This window comes from Bradyrhizobium sp. Arg237L, from assembly GCF_029990105.1.
GTDB lineage: Bacteria > Pseudomonadota > Alphaproteobacteria > Rhizobiales > Xanthobacteraceae > Bradyrhizobium.
Genome location: NZ_JAQMIL010000042.1, coordinates 32,456 through 47,970 on the forward strand (window position 1 = coordinate 32,456; position 15,515 = coordinate 47,970).

Annotated in this window: 15 protein-coding genes; 11 read left to right on the forward strand and 4 right to left on the reverse strand. The window is 64.3% G+C overall.

From position 1 onward, the window contains the following. Positions 1-26: 26 nt before the first annotated feature. A complete protein-coding gene (locus tag OZ411_RS24265; protein WP_282529968.1) occupies positions 27-2,465 on the forward strand; it encodes a TonB-dependent receptor in 2,439 nt (812 codons plus the stop codon). On the opposite strand, the gene OZ411_RS24270 is transcribed toward OZ411_RS24265, so the two are convergent. The 3 genes from OZ411_RS24270 to OZ411_RS24280 all read right to left on the reverse strand — a co-directional run bounded on the left by OZ411_RS24270 (position 2,462) and on the right by OZ411_RS24280 (position 4,150). Continuing rightward, positions 2,462-2,836, reverse strand: coding sequence for a YkvA family protein (locus tag OZ411_RS24270; protein ID WP_282529969.1), 375 nt, complete (start codon positions 2,834-2,836; stop codon positions 2,462-2,464). The two genes, OZ411_RS24265 and OZ411_RS24270, sit on opposite strands and share 4 nt — an antisense overlap. A gap of 73 nt (positions 2,837-2,909) precedes the next feature. Further along, on the reverse strand, positions 2,910-3,284 hold the full coding sequence (locus OZ411_RS24275) for a response regulator transcription factor (RefSeq protein WP_130576791.1): 375 nt from the start codon (positions 3,282-3,284) through the stop codon (positions 2,910-2,912). After that, positions 3,281-4,150 (reverse strand): S1C family serine protease, encoded by an 870-nt coding sequence (locus OZ411_RS24280; RefSeq protein WP_130576792.1) that lies wholly within the window; start codon positions 4,148-4,150, stop codon positions 3,281-3,283. Before OZ411_RS24280 ends, OZ411_RS24275 begins: the two co-directional genes overlap by 4 nt. 190 nt (positions 4,151-4,340) lie before the next feature. On the opposite strand from OZ411_RS24280, the gene OZ411_RS24285 reads away from it, so the two are divergent. Next, positions 4,341-5,570 (forward strand): amidohydrolase family protein, encoded by a 1,230-nt coding sequence (locus tag OZ411_RS24285; RefSeq protein WP_282529970.1) that lies wholly within the window; start codon positions 4,341-4,343, stop codon positions 5,568-5,570. A 25-nt stretch (positions 5,571-5,595) separates the two neighbouring features. Further along, a complete protein-coding gene (locus OZ411_RS24290) occupies positions 5,596-6,021 on the forward strand; it encodes a DOPA 4,5-dioxygenase family protein (protein WP_282529971.1) in 426 nt (141 codons plus the stop codon). Positions 6,022-6,168: 147 nt separating this feature from the next. Here the strand turns inward: OZ411_RS24290 and OZ411_RS24295 are convergent, their stop codons facing one another. Beyond that, positions 6,169-6,612, reverse strand: a complete 444-nt coding sequence (locus OZ411_RS24295) for a MarR family transcriptional regulator (RefSeq protein WP_028162613.1) — start codon at positions 6,610-6,612, stop codon at positions 6,169-6,171. Between the two features lie 183 nt (positions 6,613-6,795). Between OZ411_RS24295 and OZ411_RS24300 the strand changes: the two genes are divergently transcribed. The 8 genes from OZ411_RS24300 (at position 6,796) to OZ411_RS24335 (ending at position 15,467) form a co-directional block, all read left to right on the forward strand. Beyond that, positions 6,796-7,974, forward strand: coding sequence for a substrate-binding domain-containing protein (locus tag OZ411_RS24300; protein ID WP_282529972.1), 1,179 nt, complete (start codon positions 6,796-6,798; stop codon positions 7,972-7,974). A gap of 158 nt (positions 7,975-8,132) precedes the next feature. Beyond that, on the forward strand, positions 8,133-9,647 hold the full coding sequence (locus OZ411_RS24305) for an amidase (protein WP_282529973.1): 1,515 nt from the start codon (positions 8,133-8,135) through the stop codon (positions 9,645-9,647). A gap of 36 nt (positions 9,648-9,683) precedes the next feature. After that, positions 9,684-10,541, forward strand: coding sequence for a branched-chain amino acid ABC transporter permease (locus tag OZ411_RS24310; protein ID WP_282529974.1), 858 nt, complete (start codon positions 9,684-9,686; stop codon positions 10,539-10,541). Between the two features lie 4 nt (positions 10,542-10,545). After that, positions 10,546-11,766 (forward strand): substrate-binding protein, encoded by a 1,221-nt coding sequence (locus OZ411_RS24315; RefSeq protein WP_130576799.1) that lies wholly within the window; start codon positions 10,546-10,548, stop codon positions 11,764-11,766. A gap of 7 nt (positions 11,767-11,773) precedes the next feature. Further along, a complete protein-coding gene (locus OZ411_RS24320; protein WP_282529975.1) occupies positions 11,774-12,868 on the forward strand; it encodes a branched-chain amino acid ABC transporter permease in 1,095 nt (364 codons plus the stop codon). Continuing rightward, positions 12,855-13,589, forward strand: a complete 735-nt coding sequence (locus OZ411_RS24325) for an ABC transporter ATP-binding protein (protein WP_130576801.1) — start codon at positions 12,855-12,857, stop codon at positions 13,587-13,589. The genes OZ411_RS24320 and OZ411_RS24325 overlap by 14 nt, the downstream gene beginning before the upstream one ends. Continuing rightward, positions 13,582-14,283 carry an ABC transporter ATP-binding protein gene (locus tag OZ411_RS24330; protein WP_282529976.1) on the forward strand — a complete coding sequence of 234 codons (702 nt, stop codon included), beginning with the start codon at positions 13,582-13,584 and terminating at the stop codon, positions 14,281-14,283. The genes OZ411_RS24325 and OZ411_RS24330 overlap by 8 nt, the downstream gene beginning before the upstream one ends. A 287-nt stretch (positions 14,284-14,570) precedes the next feature. Then, the gene (locus OZ411_RS24335; RefSeq protein WP_282529977.1) at positions 14,571-15,467 is read left to right on the forward strand and encodes a DUF2778 domain-containing protein; all 897 of its coding nucleotides are present in this window, start codon (positions 14,571-14,573) and stop codon (positions 15,465-15,467) included. The last annotated feature ends 48 nt before the right edge of the window (positions 15,468-15,515 follow it).

Sequence of the window (15,515 nt, forward strand, 5' to 3'; positions counted from 1 at the left end):
CGGAGGGTGGGTGGAACGGGTGGTAAATGGTGGGCGTGCGGGTGCTGCTTGCCGCATCGATTGCGGCAGGCGTTGTCGTTGTCGTCGGGAACGAAACGGGATTCGCCCAGAGCGGGGGGCAGCAAGTCGAGACATTGCCGCCGGTGGAGGTGACGCCTGCGGACCGCGCCAGGCGCGGCCGTCCTACGGCGGCTCCTGTACGCGCGCGGGCAAGATCGCCAAGAGTTGTGTATGTCCCGACCGCGCCGACGCCGACCTCGGATTCGGCCGCTGCGGTCGAAGCGGACAAGATTCCTGCGGCGGTCAGTGTCGTCGACACTAAGGAAATCCAGCGAACCGATTCGCTCAATATCACAACTGCGCTCGACCAGCGCGTGCCGGGCATCATCGTCAACGAGGTCGCCGGCAATCCCTTCCAGCCGGACGTCCAGTTCCGCGGCTTCGTGGCGTCTCCAGTGGCAGGCACGCCGCAGGGTCTTGCGGTCTATCAGAACGGCGTACGGGTCAATGAAGCCTTCGGTGACACCGTCAACTGGGACCTGATTCCGACCAGCGCGGTCAGGTCCATCGATGTTGTGACCAACAATCCGGCCTTCGGTCTCAACGCGCTGGGCGGCGCGGTCGTCGTCCAGATGAAGGACGGTTTTTCCTATCAGGGCGCCGAGATCAACACCATGGGCGGCTCGTTCGGCCGCATCCAGGGGGCGGCGCAATGGGGCAAGCAGATCGACAATTTTGCCGTCTATGGCGCGCTGGAAGGTCTGCACGACAACGGCTTTCGCAACTTCTCTCCTTCCGACGTCCGCCGCTTCTACGGCGATGTCGCCCACAAGAACGACGTCAGCGAATTCCATCTCAATATCGGCCTCGCCGACAACAAGTTCGGCGCGGCGGCAACGGTGCCGGTCGAATTGCTGCAGCGATATTGGGGCGCGACCTACACCACGCCGCAAACCACTGCCAACAAGGTCGGCTACTTCAACCTGACGGGAAAGGTGGAGGCGACCCCGACCTGGACCATCGAGGGCGCCGCGCATCTGCGATTCTACAAGCAGAAGACGCAAGACGGCAATCCGACAGCGACGGAGCCGTGCGAGGCCGATGCCGGACTACTGTGCTTCAACAGCGATGATGTCCCGGCGAACGGCCTGAATGGCGTCCAGCTCGCCAATCCATTTCCGGCGGGCGCGGTGCTTGGCGAGATCGACCGAACCACGACGAAGTCGACCACTGCCGGCATGCAACTGCAGGCGACGAACGCAGATCAACTCTTCGGCCATGACAACCGCTTCACGATCGGTGCCAGCTTCGACACCAGCGTCACGAACTTCACCGCGAGTGCGGAGCTCGGCACCATCGGCCCGAACTACGTCGTCAGCGGCAGCGGCATCTTTCTCGGCCAGTCTGGCGATCCCGTCTCGATCGGCCCGGTCTCGCTGCGCACCACCAATCAATATACCGGCATCTATGCGCTCGACACCTTCGACGTGACGAAGGCATTCTCGATCACCGCGGGCGGCCGCTTCAACGATGCGCGCATCAGGCTTGAAGACCAGATCGGCACCGAGCTGAACGGCTACAGCACCTATGACCGCTTCAATCCGCTCATCGGCGGCACCTACAAGATCACGCCGGAGCTGACCGCCTATGCCGGCTATTCCGAAGCCAACCGCGCGCCGACACCGCTGGAGCTTGGCTGCGCCGATCCCGCGCGCCCCTGCATCGTCGGCGCCTTCCTGGTCTCCGATCCACCGCTGCAGCAGGTGGTGTCACGCACCGTCGAGGCCGGCCTGCGCGGCACCAAGGAATTGAACATCGGCACGCTCTCCTGGAAGGTCGGCGGCTTCCGCACCACCAACAACGACGACATTCTCGCGATCCCGAGCCCGGTGATACAGGGCTTCGGCTACTTCCAGAACGTCGGCTCGACGCGGCGCCAGGGCGTCGAGGCCGAGATCCAGGTGAAATCATCCGCACTGCAGATGTATGCGAGCTATGCCTTCGTCGACGCCCGCTTCCTGGACGCGCTGCAGATCGGCTCCAATAGCCCCTTCGCCGATGAAAACGGCAACGTCCAGATCCTGCCCGGCAACCAGGTTCCCGCAGTTCCCCGCCATCGCATCAAGGCCGGCTTCGACTATGCGCTCACTGATCAGTTCAAGGTCGGCGCCGACGCGATCTACGTCAGTGGCCAGTATTTTGTCGGCGACGACTCCAACCAAGCGCCGAAGCTCGCGTCGTACGCTGTGTTCAATGCCCACGCCTCCTACCAGCTCACTAAGAACGTCCAGATCTATGGCCGCATCGATAATCTGCTCGACAGCCGCTATGCGACCTACGGCACCTTCTTCCAGACCGACAATGTGCCCAATTTCGCCGCTGGCGGCGTAGCGTTTACGGATCCAGCCTCGGTCAGCCCGGCGCGTCCGCGCGCCTTCTATGCGGGAATGCGGGCGACGTTCTAACCCCAATACCTGCAGGCCACCCAACCAAGGGTAAGCGCCGCACTGACCCAGACGAGGATGATGACGGCCATCGCGGTGCGGCTGGCCGGAGGCGAGGCTTCGCTCGCTTTGTCGCGGCACTCGACCATGATCTCCTTCGGAACCAGCGAGATCACGAGCCAGATGCCGAGCGGCACCAGCACGAGATCGTCGAGATAGCCGATTACCGGAATGAAGTCGGGAATGAGGTCGATGGGCGAGAGCGCATATCCGGCGACCGCAACGGCAAGCAGCTTCGCATACCACGGCACCCGCGGGTCGCGGGCGGCGAGATAGACGGCGCGGCTGTCGCGCTTGAGCGTGCGCGCCCAGGTCTTGATACGGTCGAGCATAGGGCCCCGCGGCGGAGTTCGCCGGCACCACTAGCATCGCCAGCATCGCTTGGCGATGCGGCACCTCGCGCCACTAGAGATGGATCACCCCGCGCCGCGCCGCATGCGCCACCGCATCGGTGCGGCCGGTGGCATCGAGCTTGTCGAGCAACGAGCTGACGTGGAATTTGGCGGTGTGCACGGAGATCCCGAGCTGCCGCGCAATCGCCTTGTTCGAGGCGCCCTCGGCCATCAGCGCCAGCACGTCGCGCTCGCGCGGCGTCAGCTCGATCTCGGATCGTTCGCTCGCAGGCTGATCCCGCGAGACCAGCGCGAGGCTCGCCGCTTCGCCCGGCGCGGCAAGGCGCAAGCCTGCGACGCCGCCGAGCAGCGACGCGAGCCGGTCCGCCAGCGCGGGATCGCCGACGTCGATGGCGATGACGAGGGGAGGCGAGGTCTGTTCGCTCACGTCTCCGGCCTTTCCCCGACCGTCAGCTTGACCCGCACCGGCTCGCCGCCACGCTGCACCGCGACGTCGACGGTGGCGCCGACGCTGTCGGGCCCGAGCGCCCTGAGCAGCGCCCGTACGCCGGAAATCTTCTCGTCGTTCCAGCCGACGATCACGTCGCCTTGCCGGATGCCGGCGGCCGCGGAGGGACCAGTCTTGTCGACGCTCATCACCATCGCGCCGATGCCGTCGTCGAGCTTGACCGGCTGCAGGCCGAGCCCGAGATAGCCGCGCGCGATCCGGCCATGGGTCTCCAGCCGGCTCGCCACGCGCTCGATGGTCGCGGCCGGAATGACAAGAACGCGCCGCGCGCCGAGCACGGCCATGCCGATGGCATCGCCGGAGGCATTGAGCGCGAGCCCACCCTCGTGACTGGGCCTCAGGCGAACGTCGAGCTCGATGCGCGCATCGATGTCGCCGCCGCGCAGGCTGCGCCAGGTGCCGCCGACCAGCGATATCAGGCCGAGCGCCGCCGCGGGCACGCCACGCTCAGCGGCGACGACCAACGCCAGCGATCCGAGCGCTGGCACCGCCGATGAAAGCTTGATCGACGCGACGTTGGAGGTCTCGACCCGCAACAGCGCGACATCGGTGGTGTGATCGCGTCCCGCGATGGTCGCAGACCGCTCCGTTCCGTCGGCAAAGCGGACGATGACCTCGCCCTCTTCGGCCAGCGCCTCATCGGCGGTGACGACCAGACCCGCTTTCCAGACAAAGCCCGAGGCGCGCGAGCGGTGCGAGTGCACGGAGACGACTGCAGGTGCGGCGCGTGCGACGACGTCGGCCATCGCGCCGGAGAATGTGGCAAGCACTGAGGGATCGGACATGGCAAACTCCGTTGGCAAAACTCCGTTGGATTTTCCCCAATCTGGGCATGCTCCCGCGCCGTTGGAAACTGCCCGGGTGGGCAGGCGTGAACGGCCGCGCCAGAACGGTATCCTTCTTGCATCAGATGTGCATTGCGGCCCTCGAAACGAGGCCTGGCTTCCCGATTCTCCTTTCTGACTGGAATTCCCGATGACTGACCTGCTGATCCGAAATGCCCGCTTGCTGCGACAGGGCGACGCGCTTGTGGACATCGCGATTTCGGATGGCGTCATTGCCGAGATCGCACCGCGCCTCGGCAGCGATGCCCGCCTGACGCTGGATGTCGGTGGAAACCTGGTCACGCCGCCTTACGTCAACGCGCATCTGCACCTCTGCAAAGTCTGGACGCTGCCGATGATGTCGGAAGCGGCGCTTGAGGCCTATCACGGCGGCGGCATGAGCGAGGCGGCGAAGGCGATCGATCTCGCCGCCGCGGTGAAGGAGAAATACGACGCGTCCTGGATCATTCCGAACGCCAGGCGTGCGGTCGCGCTGGCGGCGCTGCATGGCAATTTGCATATCCGTGCGTTCGCCGATGTCGACACCAAGGCGCGGCTCGAGGGCGTCAAGGCGCTTGTGGCGGTCCGCGAGGAATTCCGTGGCATTGTCGATCTCCAGGTCGTGGCGTTCGCGCAGGACGGGCTTGCGCGCGAGCCGGGTGCCGACCGATTGATGCGGGAGGCGATGGCGATGGGCGCCGACGTCGTCGGCGGCATTCCCTGGATCGAATCCAGCGCAGACGACATGCAGGCCCACATCGATTTCTGTTTCGATCTCGCCGCCGAGTTCAACGCTGATATTTCGATGTTGCTGGACGATGTCGGCGATCCCAACATGAAGACGCTGGAAGCGATGGCGCGCCAGGCGATCGCGCGCGGCTATCAGGGACGCGCGCTGGCGCATCATTGCCGGGCGATGGCGCTCTATCCAGAATCCTATTTCGGCGAATTGACTGAGCTGTTGCGGCAGGCGCGCGTCAGTATCGTTAGCGATCCCCACACCGGTCCATTGCACGCGCGGGTCAAGGAACTCTTGCAACAGGGCGTCAACGTCTGCCTCGGGCAGGACGATATCTCCGATGCCTACTATCCATTCGGCCGGAACAACATGCCCGAAGTGGCGTTCCTCGCCGCGCATCTCCTGTGGATGACGAAGGAGCAGGACATCGATACGCTCTATGATATGATCACGTCGCGCCCGGCAGCGGCGGTCAATCTGGCGAAGTACGGCATCGAGGCGGGCTACCCCGCCAACCTTGTCGTGCTCGACCACCCCGATGTCACGAACGTGCTTCGCTTTCACGCGCCGCCCGCCGCCGTCGTCAGCCACGGACGCGTGGTCGATTTGGCGCATATGCGCGATCTGGCGCAGATCAAGTGAAGGATCGGTCGGAAGGTCAAGACGGATGAGCGATTTGCAGGAAGATGCCGCGCCGCGGGCGACCGGCGAGATCGCGAGCTATCACGCCCATGTCTACTATGATCCGGCGACGACGCGTCTGGAGGCCGAGCGCTTGCGGACATGGATCGGCGAGCGCTTTTCGGTCACGCTCGGCCGATGGCACGACGTGAAGGTCGGGCCGCACGATCAGGCCATGTACCAGGTCGCTTTCGCCACGGAGGTGTTTGCCGAGTTCGTGCCGTGGCTGATGCTCAACCATGGCAGCCTCAGCATCCTCGTGCATCCGAACACGAGCAATCCGCGCCGCGACCATCTGGCTGATCCGCTCTGGATCGGCCGGCCACTCACCGTGCACGGTGAGAAGCTGCCGGAAGAGAGCGAACTCGAGCAGGCACCCGCGCCGAACACGACGCCGCATCTTCGGCCGTGAGTTTTGTAGTTTCGTAGGGTGGGCAAAGCGACTTCTGGCTGAAACCTATCAACACCTGACGGCGGAAGCGTGCCCACCGTTACAAGCGGAGCGCTTGATGGTGGGCACGGCGCTGACGCGCCTTTGCCCACCCTACAAGTTCGCGCATCAATTCGCGCTGTCGATCAGGTTTTCGAGCAGCCGCTTCAATTCGTTGGTGGACTTGTTGCCGTAGTTCTCGACGATATGCGCTTCCTGGCTCATCGCGAGCGAGTTCAATCGCTGGCACAGAATTTTTCCGCGCTCGGAGCAGAACATCAGCACCTTGCGGCGGTCCTTCGGATCCTGGACGCGGTAGACGAGGGCGTCGGACACCATGCGGTCGACGATCTTCGTCAGCGTCGGGTGGTTGAGCAGCACGGCTTCGGCGAGCTCGCCCATCGAACGTCCATTGCCATCGAACAGGACCTTCAGGATTCGCCACTGCTCGACCGGCACACCCTCCTTGGCCAGCCGCGATTCAAGCTGCCGGTTGATTTCCCGGTTGGCTTGCGCGAGCAGGTAGGCGAGATGTTCCGTGAGAGGGGTATCTTGGCTTGGCGGTTTGGCCACGATTGAAGACTTTGTTTTGACCCTGATGAGTGAATGACTGGCGCTGATTGCCCGTTCTATATGCATGGCAATTGTTGAAGTTTCAATATTTTCGCCTAGGATATTTGTCGAACGGGTGGAAGCCGGCGGCGGGCGCATCGATGCGTCGCGCGACAAGGGGCGAAGTGTCGGACAGGAGTGGGCGTGCTCTCAACAGTCAGCGTCAACAGCGGCGGCGCCCCCATGCCGCCCTTCGTGTTCAAAGGCCTGTCGGCGCCGACGACCGATCCGTCCTGGCATCCCGCTGATGTCGGCTTCAGCAAGCGAGGTGGCGCGCACAACAAATTGAGGGTCGCGAACTTCCTCACCTTCTCCGGTTCGCCGGGAATCTGGGGGCCGGCCACCACCAACGCGGTGTTGCTCGCAGTCTCCGAGATTAATCGTCGCGGCGGCATTCTGGGCCGCGAGATCGAATTGACGATGTTGGATGCGGGCGGACCGATCGAGGACGTCGTGCGCCGTGCCGCAGAGGCGGTCGCCTTCGACGAGGTCGATGTGATCATGGGCTCGCATATCAGCGCGGTCCGCGTCGCGCTGCGCAAGGTCACCGGCGGCCGCGTGCCCTATATCTACACGCCGGTCTATGAAGGCGGCGAGCGCACGCCGGGCGTGATGGCGATCGGCGAGACGCCGCGCTGGCAGAGCAGACCCGCGATCCATTGGCTCGCCGACGTCAAGAAGGCCTCGCGCTGGTACCTGATCGGCAGCGACTATGTCTGGCCGTGGCAATCGCATCGCGCGGTCAAGAAATACATTGCCGAGTCCGGCGGGCAGGTGGTCGGCGAGGAGTTCGTCCCCGTTGGCGAGGACAATCATTTCGCCCATCTCGACCGCATCCGTGCCGCGCGTCCGGATGTCGTGCTGATCTCGCTAATCGGAACCGACAGCATCACCTTCAACCGTGCCTTTGCCGAGAGTGGCTTGGCGGCAACGACGCTCAGGCTGGCCGGCGCGATGGATGAGACCGTGCTGCTCGGCATCGGCGCCGACAACACCGAGAACCTGTTCTGCGCTTCCGGCTATTTCATCGGCATGGGCTCGCGCGCCAACGACGACTTCCTCAGTCAGTATCACGCCACCTTCGGCCCCACCGCGCCGCCAATCGGTTCGGTTGCGCAGTCCAATTACGAGGGCCTGCGGTTCCTGCAGACCGCGGCCGAGCGCGCGGGCTCGCTGGCGTTCAAGCCGCTGCTCACCGCGGGGCGCAACATCGTCTATACCGGCGCGCGCGGGCCGGTGACCATTCGGAGCGGCCGCGCCGAGATGCCGATGTATCTCGCCGAAGCCGACGGCCTCGATTTCAAGCTGATCAAGACGATCTGACGCACGGACGGAATTGCGCCCGCGCGCCGCCTTATAAAATAATCCTTGAAAAGGAAAATATTTCCGTCAGTAATACTGCGGCGGCTTCGGGTGGGACCGCATCGTCTTCGCATGCATTCCGCGGCCGCGCGCAACATCAAGCTTCCAGGGAGAGTGTCTTGTCCGTCGTGCTTCCGACCCCAACGCAACTTCGCGCGGTCGCCGCGCAATGCGGCCTCGCGCTTTCCGACGAAGACGTCGCTTCGTTCCGCGGGCTGATGCAAAGCTCGGTCGACGCCTACAACCTCGTCGCCGCGATGCCCGACGAGGTGCCGCCTGTGAAATATCCGCGCACGCCCGGCTATCGGCCGAGCCCGGAAGAGAATCCGCGCAACGCCTGGTACCGCAAGGCGACGGTGAAGGGCGCAGACTCCGGCAAGCTCAAGGGCAAGAAGGTCGCGCTGAAGGACAACATCATGCTCGCCGGCGTGCCCATGATGAACGGCTCGGCAACGCTCGAGGGCTATGTCCCCGATTTCGATGCCACGATCGTGACGCGCATGCTGGATGCCGGCGCGGAGATCGCCGGCAAGGTGCATTGCGAATCCTTCTGCATCTCCGGCGGCAGCCACACCAATTCCACCGGGCCAGTGCATAACCCCTACAAGATGGGCTATTCGGCCGGCGGATCGTCGTCAGGCAGCGGCGTCGTGGTGGCGCTCGGCGAGGTCGACATGGCGATCGGCGGCGACCAGGGCGGCTCGATCCGCATGCCGTCCTCGTTCTGCGGCACCTACGGCATGAAGCCGACCTGGGGGCTCGTGCCCTATACGGGCGTGATGCCGATCGAGGTCTTCGTCGATCACACCGGCCCGATGACGGCGACGGTGGAAGACAATGCCTTGTTGCTCGAAGTGCTCGCCGGTGACGACGGCTACGATCCCCGCATCAAGGCGCCGAAGGTCGATGAATATACCAAGGCGCTCGGCCAGGGCGTGAAGGGGTTGAAGATCGGTGTGCTGAAGGAAGGTTTTGAGCAGGCCGGAGCGGAGCCTGCGGTGAACGAAAGCGTCCGCGAGGCGGCAAAGCGCCTCAAGGACCTCGGCGCGTCCGTCAGCGACGTCTCCATTCCGATGCATCTGCTCGGTCCCGCGATCTGGATGCCGATCGGCACCGAGGGCATGACGCAAACCATGATGTACGGCGACGGCTACGGCCTGAGCCGTCCGGACCTCTACTCGACCTCGCTGATGGATTTCCACCGCGGCTGGCGGCGGCAGGCGGACTCGCTTTCGGAAACCACCAAGCTGCTGCTGCTGTTCGGCACCTACATCAACAACGCCTTCGGCCCGCGCTATTACGGCAAGGCGGTCAACATCTCGCGCCGGCTGACGGCCGCCTATGACGCGGTGTTCAAGGACTATGATCTCCTGCTGCTGCCGACCACGCCGATGAAGGCGACACCGCTGCCGCCGGCGAATGCGAGCCGCGAGGAATATGTGGCGCGTGCGCTGGAGATGATCTCCAACACCGCGCCGTTCGACATCAGCCACCACCCCGCGATGTCGCTGCCGTGCGGCATGGTCGATGGCCTGCCGGTTGGCTTGATGCTGGTCGGTCGCCACTTCGAGGAATCCACCATCTACCGCGCTGCGCATGCCTTCGAGCAGTCCGGCGACTGGAAGAAGATGTGAGGGAGCTAGCGTTGCACTTCGGCCGGATCGCGATGCATGGGTAGTGCATTCGTCGCCGCTTTCGAAATCCTGAGCTTCGGCGCGATCATCGTCCTGGTCGTGCTGGGGCTCGGGATCATCGCCAGCATGATGGGCATCTTCAACTTTGCGCAGGGCGAGTTCGTCCTGCTGGGTGCCTACATCACCTATCTCGCCTATAGCCATGGCCTCCCGGTCTGGGTCGGCATGGCGGCCGCGCCGTTTCTGGTCGGCGCGCTCGGCTTCGTGCTCGAGGCGCTGATCATCAGACGCTTCTACGCAGCCCCGATCGTCGCGATGCTCGGCACCTATGCGCTCGGCCTGATTATCCGCGAATGCGTGCGCGGCCTGATTGGCGGGCTCTATCTCTCGGTGCCGGAGCCGATCGGTGGCTCGATCGATCTCGGCACCGTCCACATCTCGGCATGGCGCTTCACCATCATCGTGATCACGATCCTGGTGATGATCGGCTGCTATCTCCTGCTGTCGCGCACCACTTTCGGCCTCCGGGTGCGTGCCACGTTGGAGAATCCGGCGCTGGCGCGGGCTTCCGGCATTTCCACTGCCGCGATGTACGGCACCACCTTTGCCTTCGGTGCGGCGCTTGCAGGGCTCGCCGGCGCGCTGCTGGTGCCGGTGTTCAGCCTGTTCGCCGACCTCGGCATCCGCTTTCTGATCCAGGGCTTTGTCGCGGTCATGGTCGGCGGCGTCGGCTCGTTCATCGGGCCGGTGGCGGGCGCGGCGGTGATCGGCACGCTGAGCGCGGCGCTGCCGTGGGTGATGGCGCCCGTGATCGCCGACATCCTCGTCTTCGTGCTTGCCATCGTCTTCATCAAATTCCGGCCGCAAGGCCTGCTTTCGGGAAAAGGGGTCTAGTCTCATGCGTAGCGATTATTTGAAATTAAGCCGGCGTCGTTTCCTGCAAAACTTTGCCTTTGCCTCCACCGCGATCGCGACCGGCGTGGGAAGCTGGGTGATCCGTCCCGAATGGGCCAATGCCGCCGAAGGCCCGATCAAGGTCGGCATCGCCACCGACCTCACCGGCCCGATCGCCTATGCCGGCAATGCTGACGCCAACACCGCCAAGATGGTGGTCAAGGAGATCAACGATGCCGGCGGCCTGCTCGGCCGTCCGATCGAGCTCTTCATCGAGGACACCGCGTCGAACGAGTCGGTCGCGGTCGGCAACGTCCGCAAATTGATCCAGCGCGACAAGGTGGATCTCGTGCTCGGCGGCATTACGAGCTCGATGCGCAACGCAATCAAGGACCCGATCGTCGCCCGCGGCAAGACGCTCTACATCTATCCGCAGCTCTATGAGGGCAAGGAGTGCACGCCTTATCTGTTCTGCACCGGCCCGACGCCTGCGCAGCAATGCGACGAGTTCATCCCCTGGCTGATCAAGAACGGCGGCAAGCGCTTCGCACTGCCAAGCGCCAACTACGTCTGGCCGCATACGCTGAACGTCTACGCGCGCAAGGTGATCGAGGCCAATGGCGGCGAGGTGATCTTCGAGGAATATTACCCGCTCGACCAGGTCGATTTCAGCGCCACCGTCAACCGCATCATCTCCAATAAGGTCGACGTCGTTTTCAACACAGTAATCCCGCCCGGCGTCGGTCCGTTCTTCAAGCAGCTCTATGAAGCTGGCTTCCTGAAGAACGGCGGCCGGCTATCCTGCGTCTACTATGACGAGAACACGCTCAACATCAACCAGGCCAACGAGATCGAAGGCCTCGCGAGCTGCCTCGACTATTTCAAGGTGCTGACCAAGGACGATCCGGTCAGCGCCAAGATCCAGGCGACCTACGAGAAGGACTTCCCCGGCAACTTCCTGTTCGCCGCCGGCAGCGCCGCGACAGGCACCTACCGCGGATTGAAGCTATGGGCAGCCGCCGTCAAGGAGGCCGGCAAGGTCGATCGCGATTCCGTTGCGGCTGCGCTGGATCATGCCAAGATCGCGGAAGGGCCGGGCGGTCCCGCCGAGATGGTGCCGGGCAAGCGGCACTGCAAGATGAACATGTACACCGCCGTCGCCAAGGGCGGCGTGTACGAGATCGTGGCCCGCAGCAGCGGGCTCGTCGACCCCAAGGAATGCTGAGTCAAGAATGGGCGCAACCGAGCAGGCGGTTCGTACGGGGATCGACGAACGGCCGGACATCTCGAAGGCTGAACGCGGCGCGACCGCCGCGCTGGCGTCACAGGCCAGAACGCCGCGCAGGGTCCTGCCGATCGTGGAAGTCCTGGCGCTGCTGGTCGGGGTGTTCCTGCCGCTGGTGCTGCAGGACTACCTGACCGTCTTCGCCACCCGCGTCATCATCCTTGCGCTGTTCGCGCTGTCGTTCGATCTGGTCTGGGGCTATGCCGGCATCATGAGCTTTGGCCAAGCGCTGTTCTTCGGCTCGGCCGGTTACGGCGTGGCGCTGCTGGCACGCGATCTCAACGTCACTTCGATCTTCCTGGTGCTACCGGCGGCGATGCTGATCGGGTTGATATTCTCGCTCCTGCTCGGCTGCTTCCTGTTGCTCGGCCGGAATCCGTCGAGCATGATCTTCGTCGCGCTCGGCACGCTCACCGGGTCCTATGCCGCCGATCGCCTGGCGCGCGGCTGGTATTATCTCGGCGGGCAGAACGGCATTCCTTCGATCCCGCCGATGTCGCTCGGCAGCTACGATATTACGGAGGGGCCGGTCTATTACTATCTCGCGCTCGGCATTCTGCTCGTCGTCTATCTGCTGTGCCGCTTCCTGGTGCGCTCGCAATTCGGCCTTGCGCTCGCAGGCCTGCGCGAGAACGAGCAGCGCATCGCCTTCTTCGGCTACAAGGCGCAGCATCTGAAGGCGATCGTCTTTACCGTCGGCGGCACCATCGCGGGCCTCGCCGGTGGTCTCTATGCGTTTCACGAGGGGTTCGTCTGGCCCAACATGCTGGGCGTCGTGATCTCGACCCAGGTCGTGCTCTATGTCCTCTTTGGCGGATCGGGCACGCTGATTGGCGCCGTCATCGGCACCGTGATCATCGAGGGCGTCAGCTTCTGGCTGTCGGACAATTACCGCGACATCTGGCCGATCCTCCTCGGCGTGCTGCTGCTCCTGGTGATCCTGTTCCGCCCGCTCGGCCTGATCAGCTTCGTGCTCGGCGAACGCGAGCGCGTCGGCAGCTTCGGCGGAAAGACGAAGGGGAGCAGCCATGCCGCTCCTTGAAGCCACCGGCATCAAGAAGGTGTTCGGCAAATTGACCGCGCTTGACGGCGCGGGGCTGACGGTCTCCGAGAACGAATTTCACGGCCTGATCGGCCCGAACGGTTCGGGCAAGAGCACGCTGATGAAATGCGTCGCCGGCGCCGAAACGCCGACCGAGGGCACCGTGCACTTTGCCGGCAGCGACATCACCGCGCTGTCGCCGACCGAGCGCGCCCGCGCCGGCATGAGCCTGAAATTCCAGATCACCAGCGTGCTGCCGTCGCTGACGCTTTACGACAACATCCTGCTGGCGCTGCAGGCGCAATGCTCGCTGCTCGACCTCGTGCTGTCGCGCACCCGCGGCATATTGCACGACCAGGTCATGGCGATGCTCACTCAGTTCCGCCTCGCCGATCGCGCCCATGACGCGGCGGCGACGCTGTCGCATGGCCAGCAGCAATGGCTGGAGATCGCGATGGCGCTCGCCGGCAAGCCGCGGCTGTTGCTGCTGGATGAGCCGACCGGCGGCATGAGCCTGGAGGAGCGGCGCGTCACCGGCGAATTGCTGCAGCCGATCAAGTCGCATTGCTCGCTCGTGATCGTCGAGCACGACCTCGATTTCATCCGCGACATCTGCGACCGGCTCACCGTGCTCGACCAGGGCCGGGTGCTGGAGAGCGGCACCGTCGCCGAGATCCAGGCGAGCCCGGACGTACAGGAGATCTATCTGCGCCGTGCCTGACAGCCAGTTCCTCGATATCGTCAATCTCGACGCCGGCTATGGCCGCAGCCAGGTCCTGTTCGACGTCAATATGGGCATTCCCTGGCGCGGCGGTGTCGCCGTGCTCGGCCGCAACGGTGCCGGCAAGACCACGCTGATGAAGACCATCGTCGGCGAACTCGGCCTGTCCAAGGGCGAGCTCAAGTTCGACGGCAAGGATATCGGCCGCCGCCCGACCGAGGAGCGCGTGCGGCTCGGCATCGGCTATGTGCCGCAGGAGTATTCGGTGTTTGCGCGGCTGCCGGTGCGCGACAATCTCGCGGTCGGCGCGCTCTATAATCGGGACGCCGCCGCCATCGACCGGGTGCTGGCGATCTTCCCGAAGTTGGCCCAGCGACTGGACCAGCCCGCCGGCACGCTGTCGGGCGGCGAGCGCAAGATGCTGGCGATCGGCCGCGCGATGCTCGGCGACCCGAAACTGCTGCTGCTGGATGAGCCGACCGAGGGCGTCTGGATCGGCGTGATCGAGGAGATCACCGAGCGCCTGATCGAGCTGGCAAAGGACATCGCAGTCGTCATCGTCGAGCAGCACCTCGACCTTGCGCTGCGGGTGGCCGACTACGCCTATGTCCTCGATCGCGGCAGGGTGGCGCTGCAGGGCCCGGCCGCCGCCATCAGGGACGACCCGGAACTGCTGCGGTATCTGGCTCCCTAAGCTGGGCTTGCGCGGGCCTTTCCGTGATCACTTTTCGGGGGTGATCGGGGATTTGGTCTCGATTGTGCCCAAGTCTTGTTCCGTGATATCCCCAGTCATTCGGTGAATCCCTTCTGGAGCCCGTCAGAGGCTCCGATGCGCCGAACCGGGGTTAGATGGGTCATATTGGGACAGGTGCAGCCGAGCGCCCGCGGGGTGGTGCTCGATGGGTGGGCAAGGCGACATTTTCTGTCGCCTCGTTTGCGTTGGCGTCTGCCCTTGCAGTCTGGATCGCAGAGATTAACCCCTTGGATTTGCTGCGCGGTTCGGCCTTGGCGAACACGTCCGCGGCGATTTCCTTCAACGATCGGTTCGGGGCGCGCTCGACGCTCGATTCCGCCTTTATCTACTATCCCTCGCGCCCGATGCTTCGTGGCAGCCGTAACGATTTCAATGCGGAATTCGCCCATATCCAGGGTTCGCTGACCGAGCAGCTTCGCGACACCCAGACTGATGAACCCGCGCAAGCCAGCCCGCCCAACCCGGCGCCGTCTTCCACGGTCGCCGCGATTCCGCTGCCGCGGTCGCGCCCGGTCGATGCGAACCTGCAGGTCAAGAACGATCTGCCGCCCGCTCCGGCACCCGTCGCGCAGGCGGAGGAACGCTCCATTTGGCAGAAGATCACCGACTGGGTGCCAGGACGGGTGCAACTGGCGTCCCTCGAGCCGAATGGCGGAATCCTTCCCGGCACCGGGCCGAGCCTGACGACGCTCGGCTATGACAGCACCACCGCCGTCTATGACATCACGGCGCGCACCGTTTACATGCCTGACGGCACCAAGCTCGAGGCGCATTCGGGACTTGGCAGCCTGATGGATGATCCTTCCCGTGTGACTGCCCGCAATGCCGGCGCGACGCCGCCCGGCATCTACGAGATGAAGCCGCGCGAGAAGCTGTTCCATGGCGTGCCGGCGCTGCGCATGACCCCGGTCGATGGCACGGATACGTTCGGCCGCGCCGGCCTGCTGGCCCACCCCTACATGCTCGGCCCGAACGGCGATTCCAACGGCTGCGTCTCGATCAAGAACTACGACCATTTCCTGAAGGCCTACCGCAACGGCGAAATCAAGCGGATCGTCGTCGTGGTCCGGCTCAACGACCGCCCACCGCAGGCCGCAGCCACGCGCTCGGCATCGCAGTCGTAAGGCCCAATCTCTATCCGCCGCCTACGGGCGCAAGCGGCGGATGTGATC

Excerpts from the sequence above, each read along its gene's own strand:
- OZ411_RS24265 (WP_282529968.1), top strand. The coding sequence starts at position 27 with ATGGTGGGCGTGCGGGTGCTGCTTGCCGCATCGATTGCGGCAGGCGTT.
- OZ411_RS24270 (WP_282529969.1), bottom strand. The coding sequence starts at position 2,836 with ATGCTCGACCGTATCAAGACCTGGGCGCGCACGCTCAAGCGCGACAGC.
- OZ411_RS24280 (WP_130576792.1), bottom strand. The coding sequence starts at position 4,150 with ATGTCCGATCCCTCAGTGCTTGCCACATTCTCCGGCGCGATGGCCGAC.
- OZ411_RS24285 (WP_282529970.1), top strand. The coding sequence starts at position 4,341 with ATGACTGACCTGCTGATCCGAAATGCCCGCTTGCTGCGACAGGGCGAC.
- OZ411_RS24290 (WP_282529971.1), top strand. The coding sequence starts at position 5,596 with ATGAGCGATTTGCAGGAAGATGCCGCGCCGCGGGCGACCGGCGAGATC.
- OZ411_RS24310 (WP_282529974.1), top strand. The coding sequence starts at position 9,684 with ATGGGTAGTGCATTCGTCGCCGCTTTCGAAATCCTGAGCTTCGGCGCG.
- OZ411_RS24315 (WP_130576799.1), top strand. The coding sequence starts at position 10,546 with ATGCGTAGCGATTATTTGAAATTAAGCCGGCGTCGTTTCCTGCAAAAC.
- OZ411_RS24320 (WP_282529975.1), top strand. The coding sequence starts at position 11,774 with ATGGGCGCAACCGAGCAGGCGGTTCGTACGGGGATCGACGAACGGCCG.
- OZ411_RS24325 (WP_130576801.1), top strand. The coding sequence starts at position 12,855 with ATGCCGCTCCTTGAAGCCACCGGCATCAAGAAGGTGTTCGGCAAATTG.